Origin of the sequence: Mycobacterium sp. AZCC_0083 (genome assembly GCF_014202335.1) — a bacterium.
Lineage (GTDB): Bacteria > Actinomycetota > Actinomycetes > Mycobacteriales > Mycobacteriaceae > Mycobacterium.
On record NZ_JACHGP010000004.1, the window covers coordinates 202,024 to 214,430 of the forward strand.

Consider the following 12,407-nt stretch of genomic DNA (forward strand, 5'->3'; position numbering starts at 1 on the left):
ACGACGGTGGGGTTGTTGGCCCGCGCGATTACCTATGGGGTGACCGATCCGGGGGCGTTGTTGCCGGCGGTGTCGGTGCCGGTGGTGTTGACGGTGTTGGCTAACGATCCCCCCATCGTGATCACCTCGGTCGTCGGAAACCTGTTGTACAGCAACAACGCTGCGCCGAAGACCGTGGATCCGTTGGTCTCGATAGTCGACTCCTCGACGTCGTTGAAGCAAGCCGTCATCACGGTCACCGGCGGACTCCTCGGGGGGAATGACGTACTCGCGGTCAACCTTCCCGCTGGTACCCACCTGACCAAGGTGTGGAACCCGACCGCGGGCACGTTGACGCTGACGGGTACCGCTTCGGTCCAGGAGTACCAGGATGCACTGCAGTCGGTCACGTTCGCGACCAGCGGCGGCGTCCTCAATCTGAATCTAGGACTCCGCACGGTGACGTTTGTGGTGACCGACATTCTGGATGCTTCGCCCTTGCTGCCGGGATTGGTCGCCATCCTTGTCGGGTTGTAGACCTAGGCATTGTCGGCGCCCCACACGCCCGTCGCTGCGGCCTCGCGTGCGTAGTCGGTGAAGTCGCGTGGCTGGCGACCGAGCGCTCGCTGCACACCGTCGCCCAATTGCGCCTTGCTGCCAAGCACTTCGGTGAACAGGTGGTTGAGCAGCCAGATGAAGTCGTCGGGCACCCCGTACTCCTTCAGCATCGCCACGTAGTCGTCGATGGACACCGACACGAAGTCGATGTGCCGCCCTGCGGCTGCCGCGACTTCTGCCACGGCGTCGCCAAAGCTGAGCAGCCTCGGCCCGGTCAGCTCGTAGAGCTGGCCGACGTGGCGATCGTCGGTGAGCGCCGCCACCACGACGTCGGCGATGTCGTCGGCGTCGACGAACGGCTCCTGGACGTCGCGGACCGGCAGCGAAACACTGCCTGCGAGAACCTCTTCGAGCCAGGCGCCTTCATTGAAGTTCTGTGAGAAGAAGGCGCACTGGACGATCGTCCATTCCAGGCCGCACGCCCTGACGACGTCCTCGGCGCGTTCGGCCTCGACCTCGTTGCGACCGGACAGGAGTACCAACCGGCGCACGCCGGCCTCCTTGGCGAGGTTGCTGAGCTTGCGGATGGCGTCGACCGATCCTGGGACGGCGAGGTCGGGGTAGTAGGTGATGTAGACCTTGTCGACGTTCGCGAGTGCGGGCGCCCAGGTCTGAGGGTTGTCCCAGTCGAATGAGATGTCCGCCGTCCGGCAGCCATGCCGGACGGCGATGCCGCGCGCTTCGAGTTGGTCTACGACACGCTGTCCGGTCTTGCCGGTGCTACCGATGACGAGGATGGAGTGGTTCAGTTGGGGTTGCGATGTGTTGGTCATGGCCCAAATTCAACAACCGCGCGGTGAGACGATCCATAGTCGAAACACTCTATGACATGTTTGATCGTCTGACGGGCCGCAAGTCTAGTGGCGGTGGCTCAACACGTTGACGACGTTGCCTGCGGGGTCGGCGAAGAAGAACCGCCGCACGCCCCATTCCTCGTCGCTGAGCGGATGGACGATCCGCAGCCCCGCGTCGAGGGCCGCCTGATGGGCAGCGTCGACATCGTCCACCTCGATGGACACCGTCGGGTTCACCGGCGCAGTCGCATCCTGCGTCATCAGGCTGACCTGGTGGCGGTGCTCATCGTCGGCGAGCGTGATGATCCATCCGTGGTTCATCACCTCCCGCAGCCCCAGCGCCGCTACATACGCATCGCGTGACGCCTCCAGGTCCGACACCGTGATGATCGGCATCACCCGTCGCACGGTCATATCGCCGGGCCCAGCAGGTCGTCGGCGTCCTTGATGACGTAGCCGTAACCCTGCTCGGCGAGGAAGCGCTGCCGATGCGCGGCGTACTCCGCGTCCATGCTGTCGCGGGACACCACCGAGTAGAAGATCGCGCCGCCACCGTCGGCCTTGGGTCGCAGCAGCCGGCCGAGCCGCTGCGCCTCCTCCTGCCGCGACCCGAACGTTCCCGAAACCTGCACGGCCACACTGGCTTCCGGTAGATCGATGGAGAAGTTGGCGACCTTGGAAACCACCAGCGTCCGGATCTCCCCGCGGCGGAACGCGTCGTACAGCGTTTCGCGGTCCGCGGTCTTGGTCGAGCCCTGGATCACGGGTGCGTCGAGTTCCCGGCCGAGTTCGTCGAGTTGATCGAGGTACGCCCCGATCACCAGCGTCGGCTCATCGGGGTGGCGCGCCAGAATCGACTTCACCACCGCGATCTTGGTGTGCGCCGTCGAGCACAGCTTGTAGCGTTCCTCGGGCTCGGCCGTGGCGTAGATCATTCGCTCGTTGTCGGTCATCGTCACGCGCACCTCGATGCACTCCGCAGGCGCGATCCAGCCCTGCGCCTCGATGTCCTTCCACGGGGCGTCGTACCGCTTCGGCCCGATGAGCGAGAACACGTCACCCTCGCGGCCGTCCTCGCGGATCAACGTCGCGGTGAGCCCGAGCCTGCGTCGCGACTGCAGATCGGCCGTCATGCGGAACACCGGGGCGGGCAGCAGGTGCACCTCGTCGTAGATGATCAGCCCCCAGTCGCGGCTGTCGAACAATTCGAGGTGGCGGTACTCGCCCTTGGTGCGGCGCGTGATCACCTGATAGGTGGCGATCGTGACCGGCCGGACCTCCTTGCGCTCGCCGGAGTACTCGCCGATCTCCTCTTCGGTCAACGACGTGCGGGCGATCAACTCGCGCTTCCACTGTCGCCCGGCGACGGTGTTGGTGACGAGGATCAGCGTCGTCGCACCCGCTTTGGCCATCGCCGCCGCGCCGACGATCGTCTTGCCCGCGCCGCACGGCAGCACCACCACGCCCGAACCACCCGCCCAGAATGACTCGGCCGCCATCTCCTGATAGTCGCGCAGCTCCCAGCCGTTCTGATCGAGCGTGATGGGATGCGCCTCGCCGTCGACGTAGCCGGCGAGGTCCTCGGCGGGCCACCCGATCTTGAGCAGCATCTGCTTGATGTGCCCGCGCTCGCTGGCGTGCACGATGATGGTGTCGTCGTCGATGCGGGCGCCGAGCATGGGGGCGATCTTCTTGTGGCGCAGCACTTCTGCAAGCACGGCGCGATCAAGGCTCACCAGCACGAGGCCGTGCACCGGGCTCTTCACCAATTGCAGCCGGCCGTAGCGCGCCATCGTGTCGACGATGTCGACGAGCAGCGGCTGCGGCACCGCATAGCGAGAAAACGACACCAGCGCATCGACCACCTGCTCGGCGTCGTGGCCCGCTGCGCGGGCGTTCCACAGCGCCAACGGGGTGATGCGGTAGGTGTGGATGTGCTCGGGGGCGCGCTCCAGCTCGGCGAATGGTGCGATCGCCGCGCGGGCGGCGCCTGCGAGCTCGTGGTCGACTTCGAGCAGCACGGTCTTGTCGGACTGCACGATCAGGGGGCCGTCGGTCATGCGCGATGCCGCTTCGCTTCTCGCTTGAAGGTCATTCCGTGCATTATCCCTGGTCTGCCGACACCACTGACGTCACGCGGTGGATGGCGAACTCACGCACCCGCCCAGACGCCGGATCGTAGGCGGTCAGCTGGCCTCCCCGGACGTTGATCGGGGCCACCACGCGCTGCGTCGCGACGCCTGCCGGGTCGACGTAGCCGATCACCACCGACGCCTGCTGGTGGGCGGCGCTCTGCAGTTGGGCCATCGCCTCGGCCGGATCGAGCTTGCCCGCGCCGAACGGCGCGGCCGCCACCTTGCGCAACACGGCGACGATGGCGCCAAGCGTCTGCGTGGTCGGAGTGGCCATCGGACGGTAGCCGCGGCGGCGGACGGGCGCGGGCACCCGGGCACCGCGGGCGCGGATGTCCACGATCGTGCCCGACGAGTCCTCGGCCGCCGGCACGAAACCGGCAGTGCGTAGCGCGGCGAGCACGTCGCCGATCGCGGCCTGAGACACCGCGACGGTCGGGGCAAGGACCCGCAGGTCCAGCGCATCCAGTGACGGTGCGGCGACGGCCTGCGCCAGCAGGGCAGGATCCTCGCACCTGACGAACGAGGCCGCCATCCCGACCCGCAGCTGGCCGTGCCTGCGGGCGACGTCGTCGATGAGATAGGTCAATCCCTGCGGCACGGGCGTCTTGGAATACCGTGCGAAGAAGGCATGGATCCCGCTCGCCGTGCGACCGGTGTCCAGCGCGCGCCGGATCGACTGCTCGCTGATGCGGTACACCATCGCCGCGCCCGCCGACTCGACGGTCGCGAGTGCCGACAACTGTTCGGCCAGTTCACGTTCCAGCGGGCCGGGTACCACGACGGTGAGATCGGCCTGCAGGAGGAAGTGGTCGATCGGCTTGGGCAGCGCCTTGTCCATCGCCAGCACGATGTCGGACTCCGAGGCCCCGGCGAGCAGCTTGCGGATCGGGGTCGCAAGAGCGCCACGTCCGACCACGCCAAGCGCATGCGCCTCGGTGAGGAGCGCGGCGATCGGCTTCGGTTGGAGCCGCGCCGCCCATCGGGGCCGGCGCCACACCAACGCGCGCGACGCGAGTTCCGCGTCCACTCCTTGCCCGGGTGCCAGGTCGGCGAGCACGGCGAGGAGCAGTTGCCTGTCCAGTGGCGCGGCGGTGGAGAACAGCGAATCTGAAAGCGCGGCATAGGGTTTGCCATCAGGCCCGCGCTCGCCGATCAGCCCTGGCCGGGACGTCAGATCCAGCCACGTCGACGCCAGCAGATACCAGCGATTCGCGGCAGGTGCCTCGATGAATCGGTCGGCTGCCACCGTCGGTGCCCAGTAGGGGCCGCTGCCGTCGAGCGGGTCGGGCTCGGGCGTGCCCACCGCGATCAGCCCGGCCCCCGCGGCGACTTCGAGGATGAGCCCGAGTCGTTGGTCGTCGATCCCGGTGGCCTTCATCAACCGCTTGACGTCACGCACTCCGACGCCGCCGCTGCGCAATTCGGGGATCGGTGCACTCGACAGCGTCTCGAGTACGACCTCGACTTCGCGGAGCAGATCGATGGCGGCGCCTGCGGCGACGGCATCGACGTCGGCCACCTTCGTCGTCGTCGCCACCGGGACCGGAGGGGTGAGCTCGGTGGGCCCGGGTGACTCACCGCGCATCACCTGACCCACCAGCCGCGGCAGGATTACGGTGTCGGTCTCCACCTGGCGCAACAGGCCGGACGACAGCAGCCGCTGTACCGGCCGGTCCGCGGGGGTACCCGGCTCGGCGTCGCGGGTGCGGCCGACTGGTGACCCGTCGACGAGTCGCTCCAGCAGCTCGCGCTGCGGCAGGTCGATGTGCTCGAGCAGCTCGCCCACCCGCGCCGCGTCGAGATCGGTGGCCTCGAGCGTGACTTGCCCCGGGTACCAGGGCAGTGCCGCGGCCGCCTCGGCAGTCACGCGTACCGAGGTGTCGCCCCACACCAGCGCTCTGGTTCGCAAGTCATCGACGGCGGCGCTGAGCTGTTCCTCCGAGCTGCGCTCGCCGATCGACGCGAACAGCTTCGTCAACGGAACCGCCGAGGCCTCGGCGTGCAACAACAAGAGCGCGTCGAGCACCGCGAGCCGAAGGAAGTCGAGGTCGTCGGTGGCAGCCTTCACCGACTGCCGGGACTGGGCCCTGGCAGCCAGCGCAGCGATCGACCCGGGCGGCGGCTGGGTCAGGTCGGGCCGCGACTCCAGCAGTCGGATGATCCGCTCGTCGGGCAACTCGGCCAACCAGGCGCCCAGCGGCACACCCGGGGAAACTTCGGTCATTGCCGACCAGCCTAAGCCAGCTGCGCGTTACTGCCCGCCGGTCTCGCCAGCGCGAGCATCGCCTGCCACAATGTGGGGCGTGGCTGAGAACAAACCGCAGAAGAAGCGTTACGTCGACAACGGCTGGCCCGAGGTCAACGGCGACGACGATCACGCGGTCAGCGAGCTGGCCACCGATCGCACGGGCGCGCTGTCACCCTTCGGTGAGCTGACGTTCCCCCTGCCGGCCGACGAACTGCCGTACACCCACCCGGTCACGGTCATCAACAAATAGCCGTGACGGCACGACCAGATCGGCTGTCCCACCTCGACGACTCGGGCGCGGCGCACATGGTCGACGTGACCGGCAAGGACGCCACCAAACGCACCGCCGTCGCCGTGGGCACCCTGGCGACCAGGGCCGACGTCATCGAGCTGATCGCCACTGGCGGCCTGCCCAAGGGCGACGCGCTGGCCACCGCGCGGGTCGCAGGCATCCTCGCCGCGAAGCGGACAAGCGACCTGATCCCGCTGTGCCACCAATTGGCACTCACCGGCGTCGACGTCGAGTTCGAGGTGGGCTCGACGGATATCGGCATCACCGCCACCGTGCACACCACCGACCGCACCGGCGTCGAGATGGAGGCGCTGACCGCGGTCAGCGTGGCCGCCCTGACGCTCTACGACATGCTCAAGGCCGTCGACCCCGCCGCCCGCATCGAGGGCATCCAGGTCGTGCGCAAGGAGGGCGGCAAGACCGGTCCCTGGTCCCGCCCGTGACCCGCTCGGCCCGCGTCATCATCGCCTCGACCCGCGCCTCGGCAGGCGTGTACGAGGACCGCACCGGTCCCGTCATCGTCGACTGGCTGACCCAACGCGACTACGACGTGCCCCCTCCGGTCGTGGTGCCCGACGGCCTCGCGATCCCACGCGCGCTGTTCGCGGCGGTCGGCGAGAAGCCCGACGTGATCATCACGTCCGGCGGGACCGGCATCTCGCCGACCGACGGCACCGCCGAGGCGACCGCCAACATCGTCGACTACCAGATCCCCGGCCTCGCCGAGGCGATCCGGCGTTCCGGGCTCCCGCACGTACCGACGTCGGTCCTGTCCCGCGGGGTGTGCGGCGTGCGGGACGGCATCCTGATCGTCAACCTGCCCGGGTCGCCAGGGGGCGTCAAGGACGGTCTCGGGGTGCTCGCCGACGTGCTCGAGCATGCACTGGACCAACTCGGTGGGAAGGACCACAGCCGATGACCGCAATCGTGGTGCGCGTCGCGCTGAGCACGGAGCTGATCGACCTCGCCGAGCACGAGGCGTTGGTGGGACGCCGGGCCGCCGGGGCAGTGGTCGGCTTCGCAGGCGTCGTGCGCGACCACGACGGGGGACGGCACGTGACCCGCCTCGAGTACTCCGCGCATCCCACGGCGGAGCAGACGCTCATCGAGGTCGCCGACGAGATCGCCCTCGGCTGTCACGGCGTGCGGGCCATCGCGGTCAGCCACCGCATCGGCACGTTGCAGATCGGAGACGTCGCACTGGCCGCCGCGGTCGCGGCAGACCATCGGCGCGCCGCATTCGAGACGTGCGCACTGTTGGTGGACACGGTCAAGGCACGGTTACCGGTGTGGAAGCACCAGTTCTTCGGCGACGGCTCCGAGGAGTGGGTCGGATCCGCCTGACGGCGCGCTGACTACGCGCCGGGAGGCGGAGGCAGCAGCGGCGCGGGTGCCGGCGGCAGCGCCGGGTTCACGGGCGCCGCAGCGGCCGGATCTCCCGGGGTGACGGGAACGTTCGGGCCGGGAGCCTGGTCCGGGTACGGGGTGTTCATCCCACGCTGAGCCAGTCCCATCATCAGGGCTTCCTTGCCGCTGATGTCATGGCTCTGGACGGCTTGCCACAGATCCTTGAGGTAGCTCACGTTCGGCGTATCGCCGGGGCCCGCCTGGTCGGGGTCCATGGTCGAACCAGGAGGCGGAGCGTCCGGGCTGGCGAGGTGCGGGATGCCGTTCGGGGGAGTCGGCAGTTCGCCGCTGATCGCCTGGTTGGCAGCGTCGAAGGCGGGCGCCGGGACGTTGACGGCGTTCAGCGGTGCCAACGGATCCGGTGCGGGAGCTGCTTCCGGGGCCGGTGCGGGCGCGGGCGCCGGCGGCACGACCGGGAGCACCGGATCGAGCGGGACGTCACCGGCGTGCAGTGCCCAGGCCTGCGGCTGATCGACCGGGGCCGGACCGCCGTCGACGACGTCCCAGTTCGCGGCCTCGACCACGGGTGGCGGTGCATCGGGTGCCGGTGCGTCGGGAGCCGGAAGCGGTGCGTCGAGCGGCGTGATCGCCGCAGCGTCGACCGGCATCGGGGCGTCGGCGGGAAGGGGTGCGTCGAGCGGCGCGATGTCCGCGGGCGGAGGCGGAGGCGGAGGCAGATCGGGCGCGGGCGGGGCCGGCGGCATCGGGGCGCCCAGAGGAGCGAAGCCCTCCGGCGGAGGCGGCGGGGCCATCGGATCGAACGGCGGCGGAGGCGGCAGCTCACCGTTCAGATCGGGGTTGTCGAGCGGCTGCGGTGCGTCGGCGACCACGTTGCGCGGTGTCGAGGCGGACAGCCCGTGTCCGCACACCGGCCACGCGCCGCGGCCCTGCGAGGCCAGCACGCGCTCGGCGACGGCGATCTGCTCTTCCTTGGTGGCCATGTTCGCGGCCGGTGCGAACTCGCCGCCACCGTGCGAGGCCCAGGTGCTCGGCGAGAACTGCACGCCGCCCTGGTAGCCGTTGCCGGTGTTGATGGCCCAGTTGCCGCCAGACTCACAGCGGGCGACCTGGTCCCATTCGCCGTCGGTGGCTGCGCCAGCCTGCCCGGCGAGGGCGATGCTTCCCGTTCCGATCACGGCGCCCGTGAAGGCGATCTTCGCGACTTTTACGGCCGATGTAGTGGGCTTGCGATGCCGACCCATAGGTACAGGTAAGTCCTCTCGTAAACGCCTGCGAGGTCAGCTGTCGGGTTCGGGTTGGAGAGGCTACCCGGCCTCCGTCGCTCGTGGCGACTTCGGCTTCACCCCAAGGAGCCAAGGCTCCTGGTCCTTCTATATCGGTGGACCGGTTGGGTCCCCCGCCTCCATCCGTCTGTTTCTACTGGTGCCCAATGGATGGAATTCGGCGTTATCGGGCACAGCGGGCCACCCGAGGGGGGTCGTGTGGCTTGGGTCATGACCGTAACGGGTACGCGAGTCCCCGTCACCTTTTGACAGAGGCGGCGATTCTTCGTGTGGCAAATCTTATGAGGACATTAAAACGGCTGCACGGCGTGGCGTTTTCGCAGGGTTTCGATGAGGCCAATGTCACGTGGGACAGTTTGTGACCGTTTCGTTATGTGATGAGGATCACTGTCACCCGCCGGCGAAGGGCGGTAAGACATCGACGGTCTGATTTGTTCGGAGCGGTTCGGCCCGATTGCGGACGGCGATGCCGTCGCACAGGAATGAACACCTCTCCAGCACCGTCGCCAGGCTCGGGTTGCGGGCGCTGAGCTGCTCGACCAGATCCGTCACCGACGTCCCATCGAGGACGACAAGCGTCTCTTCTTCCATGCCCGCCGCCGCCCGCGCGGCAGCGAAGTATCGGATGTTCACCTTGATCTCGGCCTGCACATGGGTCACGTCAGCCGCCGATCGCGCTCATCGGGCGGTCGGGCTGGACGAAGTCGGGATCGTTGATGCCGTGTCCCGCAGGCTTGGCCCACATTGCCGCCCGCCAGGCCGCCTCGATCGCGTCGTCGTCCGCGCCGGTGCGCAGCAGGCGTCGCAGATCGGTCTCCTCCTGCGAGAACAAGCAGCTGCGGACTTGGCCGTCGGCGGTGAGCCGAGTCCGGTCGCAGGAGCCGCAGAAGGCGTCCGACACGGACGCGATCACGCCGACGGTGCCTGCGCCGCCGTCGACCTGCCACAGCTGCGCGGGAGCCGACCCACGTGGCTTGGAGTCCGGCCGTAGGTCGAAGTGACGGCGCAGGGTGGTGAGGATGGCGTCGGCCCCGATGGTCTGGTCGCGATCCCAGTGGTGGCCGGCGTCCAGCGGCATCTGCTCGATGATGCGCAGCTGGTATCCGTACTGAACGCAGTAGCGCAGCAGCGTCACGGCGTCGTCGAGGCCCGTCACCGGGTCGAGTACGGCGTTCACCTTCACCGGGGCCAGGCCGGCCTGGGAGGCAGCGGCCAGACCCTCGAGCACGTCGCGGAGCCTGTCGCGCCGGGTGATGCGGGCGAAGTGCGCGGCGTCGACGGTGTCCAGGGACACGTTTACGCGGTCCAGGCCGGCCGCCTTCAGCCGCGCGGCCCGCCGCGCCAGGCCAATTCCGTTGGTGGTCATGGCGATCTCGGGACGCGGGCGCAACGCGGCGGCGGCCGCCACCATCTCATCGAGCTTCTTGGACACCAGTGGTTCGCCACCGGTGAATCGGATGCTGGTGATGCCGAGCCGGGTGACCGCGATGCCCATCAACCGGGCCAGTTCGGACGTGCTGAGAAGGTCGTCGCCCGGTAGCCAGTCCAGGCCCTCGGCGGGCATGCAGTACGTGCAGCGCAGATTGCAGCGGTCGGTCAGGGACACCCGGAGGTCCGTCGCGGCGCGGCCGAACGTGTCGACCAGCGGGCCCGTGCTCGGGGAGTCCGTCGTTGCGATGGCCGACCGCAGCGAGGGCAGGCCGAGATCCGTGGCCGTCATCGCGGCACCCCCACGTGACCGGCGGGGACGTCGGTGGGAACGATCTCCTTGCCAAGCGGCATCAGCGAAACCGGGATCAGTTTGAGGTTGGCCAGTGCGAGCGGGATGCCGATGATCGTGATCGCCATTGCGATCGCGGTGATGACGTGTCCGATGGCCAGCCAGATGCCGAACAGGATCAGCCAGATGACATTGCCGATCAGGGCGCCCGGCCGTGCTCCTGGCTTGTCGATCACGGTGGAGCCGAACGGCCACAGGGCGTACAGGCCGATGCGGAACGCGGCGAAGCCGAATGGGATCGTGATGATCAGAATGAAGCAGATGATTCCGGCCAGGAAGTAACCCAACGCCAGCCAGAGACCGCCGAAGATCAACCAAATGATGTTCAGGATCAGGCGCATCTTCCCTCCAGCGGTTCTCCCAGCCTACCGAGTGCGGCCCGGGCCGCGTTGGCGGGAGTAATCGAGGTGCTGGTCGGAATGGCGGCCGAGTAGGATCATTGCATTCGCGTCCTGCGCAGGCGGGACGCTTTCATTATGTGACCAGGTTACAAGCGAGACGACGAGCGGGTGGAGGACCAGTGCCTACCGGCAGGGTTAAGTGGTACAACTCCGAAAAGGGCTACGGCTTTCTGTCCCAGGAGGAGGGCGAGGACGTCTACGTCGGCTCCTCCGCGTTGCCGTCCGGGATTCAGGACCTCAAGGCCGGGCAGAAGGTCGAGTTCGGCATCGCCGCGGGCCGACGCGGACCGCAGGCGTTGAGCGTCAAGGTGATCGACCCGCCGCCGAGCCTGACCCGTACCCGCCGCGAGGCCACGACCGTCGAGCACAAGCACACTCCGGACGAGTTGCACGGCATGGTCGAGGACATGATCACGCTGCTGGAGGGTGCGGTGCAGCCCGAGCTGCGCAAGGGCAAGTACCCCGACCGCAAGACCGCCCGCCGGGTGTCCGAGGTGGTCAAGGCCGTCGCGCAGGAGCTCGACGCCTAGATCTCCGCGTTTCGGTGCCTCGAACGTCGAGTTGTCGTTGACTTCAGTCGATTCTGTCGACGAGAAGTCCACGTTCGCGAAGTGCTGATCGAACTCGCGCGACTACCGTCGCCGGACGGTGTCGCAACATCTCGCTGCTGACTCGCACGATCGTCCAGCGGAGCGCGTTAAGCTCCGCCATCCGATCGATGTCACGACTCCGTTGGCTGGCGTCGGTCCAGTGCTGGGCACCGTCGTACTCGACGCCCACCTTGTACTGCGGCCAACCCATGTCCAAGCGTGCGACGAAGTATTCGTCGGCGTCATAGACGTCGATCTGCGTCGTTGGCGGTGGCATCCCTGCAGCGACCAGGAGCAGCCGGGTGCGTGTCTCCTGAGGTGACTCCGCCCCGGCGTCAGCAAGGCTGATCGCGTTGCGCAACTGGACGATTCCTCGTGCGCCGGCGTGACGTTCGACGAGTAGGTCGATGTCGGGCGTTTTGAGCTTGGTGGCCTGCATCAGCGCGTCGAGCCGAATGACCGCGACCTCGAGGCCTCGGCGTCGACCGATGTCGAATGCCGTACGCGCGGGGGTCGTCGCCGGTAAGCCGTTGACGATGCAGGTCTCGTCGTCGGCCAGTACATCGCTGTGAAGGACGATCCCGTCGACCTTGTCGCGCCCTGACCGGTTGAGTTCGGCGGGGAGTTTCGGATCGATCCAGCGCGCGCCGTGCAACGCCGCCGCCGACATACCCGCGACGACGGCGAGCCGCCGGGAGAACAGCCAGGCTGCGACGGCCTTGTCCGCAGCGGTGAGCTCGGCACCGCGGGGGACGTACACGTTTCGGTGGACTGCGACGTATGAGCTGCGGAGCCGATGGTCGGTCACCGACCCAGCCGCGAGTGCCTCCGTGCCGACGAACGGCCACCTTGGTGCTGCCACGGACATTGGACGCCGACAGAGGCCGTGGCGTTCCGCGGGGCGGCGCGAACGTCGACC

At 68.2% G+C, this 12,407-nt stretch carries 14 protein-coding genes, 1 pseudogene and 1 riboswitch; of the genes and pseudogenes, 6 read left to right on the top strand and 9 right to left on the bottom strand.

Features of this window, described 5'->3' with window-relative positions; genetic code table 11:
• Positions 1 to 516, top strand: a pseudogene (locus HNP02_RS11280) (hypothetical protein); the annotation flags it as partial.
• Between the two features lie 2 nt (positions 517 to 518).
• On the opposite strand, the gene HNP02_RS11285 reads toward HNP02_RS11280, so the two are convergent.
• The 4 genes from HNP02_RS11285 to HNP02_RS11300 form a co-directional block, all read right to left on the bottom strand.
• Entirely contained in the window at positions 519 to 1,370 is an 852-nt protein-coding gene (locus tag HNP02_RS11285) for an NAD(P)H-binding protein (protein WP_184438179.1), read from the bottom strand.
• Between the two features lie 84 nt (positions 1,371 to 1,454).
• Positions 1,455 to 1,805, bottom strand: a complete 351-nt coding sequence (locus HNP02_RS11290) for a VOC family protein (RefSeq protein WP_184438182.1) — start codon at positions 1,803 to 1,805, stop codon at positions 1,455 to 1,457.
• Positions 1,802 to 3,451 carry a DNA repair helicase XPB gene (locus HNP02_RS11295; RefSeq protein ID WP_184438185.1) on the bottom strand — a complete coding sequence of 550 codons (1,650 nt, stop codon included), beginning with the start codon at positions 3,449 to 3,451 and terminating at the stop codon, positions 1,802 to 1,804. The genes HNP02_RS11290 and HNP02_RS11295 overlap by 4 nt, the downstream gene beginning before the upstream one ends.
• 43 nt (positions 3,452 to 3,494) lie before the next feature.
• Complete coding sequence (locus HNP02_RS11300) at positions 3,495 to 5,750, bottom strand: helicase-associated domain-containing protein (RefSeq protein ID WP_184438189.1); 2,256 nt, start codon at positions 5,748 to 5,750, stop codon at positions 3,495 to 3,497.
• A gap of 70 nt (positions 5,751 to 5,820) precedes the next feature.
• Here HNP02_RS11300 and HNP02_RS11305 point away from each other — a divergent pair, with 70 nt between their 5' ends.
• From HNP02_RS11305 to HNP02_RS11320, 4 genes are read left to right on the top strand one after another with little or no spacing between them, the layout of a single operon-like run.
• On the top strand, positions 5,821 to 6,024 hold the full coding sequence (locus HNP02_RS11305; RefSeq protein ID WP_184438192.1) for a hypothetical protein: 204 nt from the start codon (positions 5,821 to 5,823) through the stop codon (positions 6,022 to 6,024).
• Positions 6,025 to 6,080: 56 nt separating this feature from the next.
• The gene (moaC, locus tag HNP02_RS11310) at positions 6,081 to 6,509 is read left to right on the top strand and encodes a cyclic pyranopterin monophosphate synthase MoaC (RefSeq protein WP_184438918.1); all 429 of its coding nucleotides are present in this window, start codon (positions 6,081 to 6,083) and stop codon (positions 6,507 to 6,509) included.
• Positions 6,506 to 6,985, top strand: coding sequence for a molybdenum cofactor biosynthesis protein B (locus HNP02_RS11315; RefSeq protein ID WP_184438195.1), 480 nt, complete (start codon positions 6,506 to 6,508; stop codon positions 6,983 to 6,985). The genes moaC and HNP02_RS11315 overlap by 4 nt, the downstream gene beginning before the upstream one ends.
• Positions 6,982 to 7,410: a molybdenum cofactor biosynthesis protein MoaE gene (locus HNP02_RS11320; RefSeq protein ID WP_184438198.1), complete on the top strand. Its 429-nt coding sequence runs from the start codon at positions 6,982 to 6,984 to the stop codon at positions 7,408 to 7,410. Before HNP02_RS11315 ends, HNP02_RS11320 begins: the two co-directional genes overlap by 4 nt.
• A gap of 11 nt (positions 7,411 to 7,421) precedes the next feature.
• On the opposite strand, the gene HNP02_RS11325 is transcribed toward HNP02_RS11320, so the two are convergent.
• The 4 genes from HNP02_RS11325 to HNP02_RS11340 form a co-directional block, all read right to left on the bottom strand.
• Positions 7,422 to 8,675 carry a transglycosylase family protein gene (locus HNP02_RS11325; RefSeq protein WP_184438201.1) on the bottom strand — a complete coding sequence of 418 codons (1,254 nt, stop codon included), beginning with the start codon at positions 8,673 to 8,675 and terminating at the stop codon, positions 7,422 to 7,424.
• A gap of 10 nt (positions 8,676 to 8,685) precedes the next feature.
• Positions 8,686 to 8,890, bottom strand: a riboswitch (cyclic di-AMP (ydaO/yuaA leader).
• 217 nt (positions 8,891 to 9,107) lie between these two features.
• Entirely contained in the window at positions 9,108 to 9,377 is a 270-nt protein-coding gene (locus HNP02_RS11330) for a MoaD/ThiS family protein (protein ID WP_309241511.1), read from the bottom strand.
• 1 nt (position 9,378) lies between these two features.
• Positions 9,379 to 10,437, bottom strand: a complete 1,059-nt coding sequence (gene moaA / locus HNP02_RS11335; protein ID WP_184438204.1) for a GTP 3',8-cyclase MoaA — start codon at positions 10,435 to 10,437, stop codon at positions 9,379 to 9,381.
• The gene (locus HNP02_RS11340; protein ID WP_184438207.1) at positions 10,434 to 10,838 is read right to left on the bottom strand and encodes a YccF domain-containing protein; all 405 of its coding nucleotides are present in this window, start codon (positions 10,836 to 10,838) and stop codon (positions 10,434 to 10,436) included. The genes moaA and HNP02_RS11340 overlap by 4 nt, the downstream gene beginning before the upstream one ends.
• Positions 10,839 to 11,017: 179 nt before the next feature.
• On the opposite strand from HNP02_RS11340, the gene HNP02_RS11345 reads away from it, so the two are divergent.
• Positions 11,018 to 11,428 carry a cold-shock protein gene (locus tag HNP02_RS11345; RefSeq protein WP_184438210.1) on the top strand — a complete coding sequence of 137 codons (411 nt, stop codon included), beginning with the start codon at positions 11,018 to 11,020 and terminating at the stop codon, positions 11,426 to 11,428.
• A gap of 43 nt (positions 11,429 to 11,471) precedes the next feature.
• On the opposite strand, the gene HNP02_RS11350 is transcribed toward HNP02_RS11345, so the two are convergent.
• On the bottom strand, positions 11,472 to 12,350 hold the full coding sequence (locus HNP02_RS11350) for an endonuclease domain-containing protein (protein ID WP_184438213.1): 879 nt from the start codon (positions 12,348 to 12,350) through the stop codon (positions 11,472 to 11,474).
• Between the last annotated feature and the right edge of the window lie 57 nt (positions 12,351 to 12,407).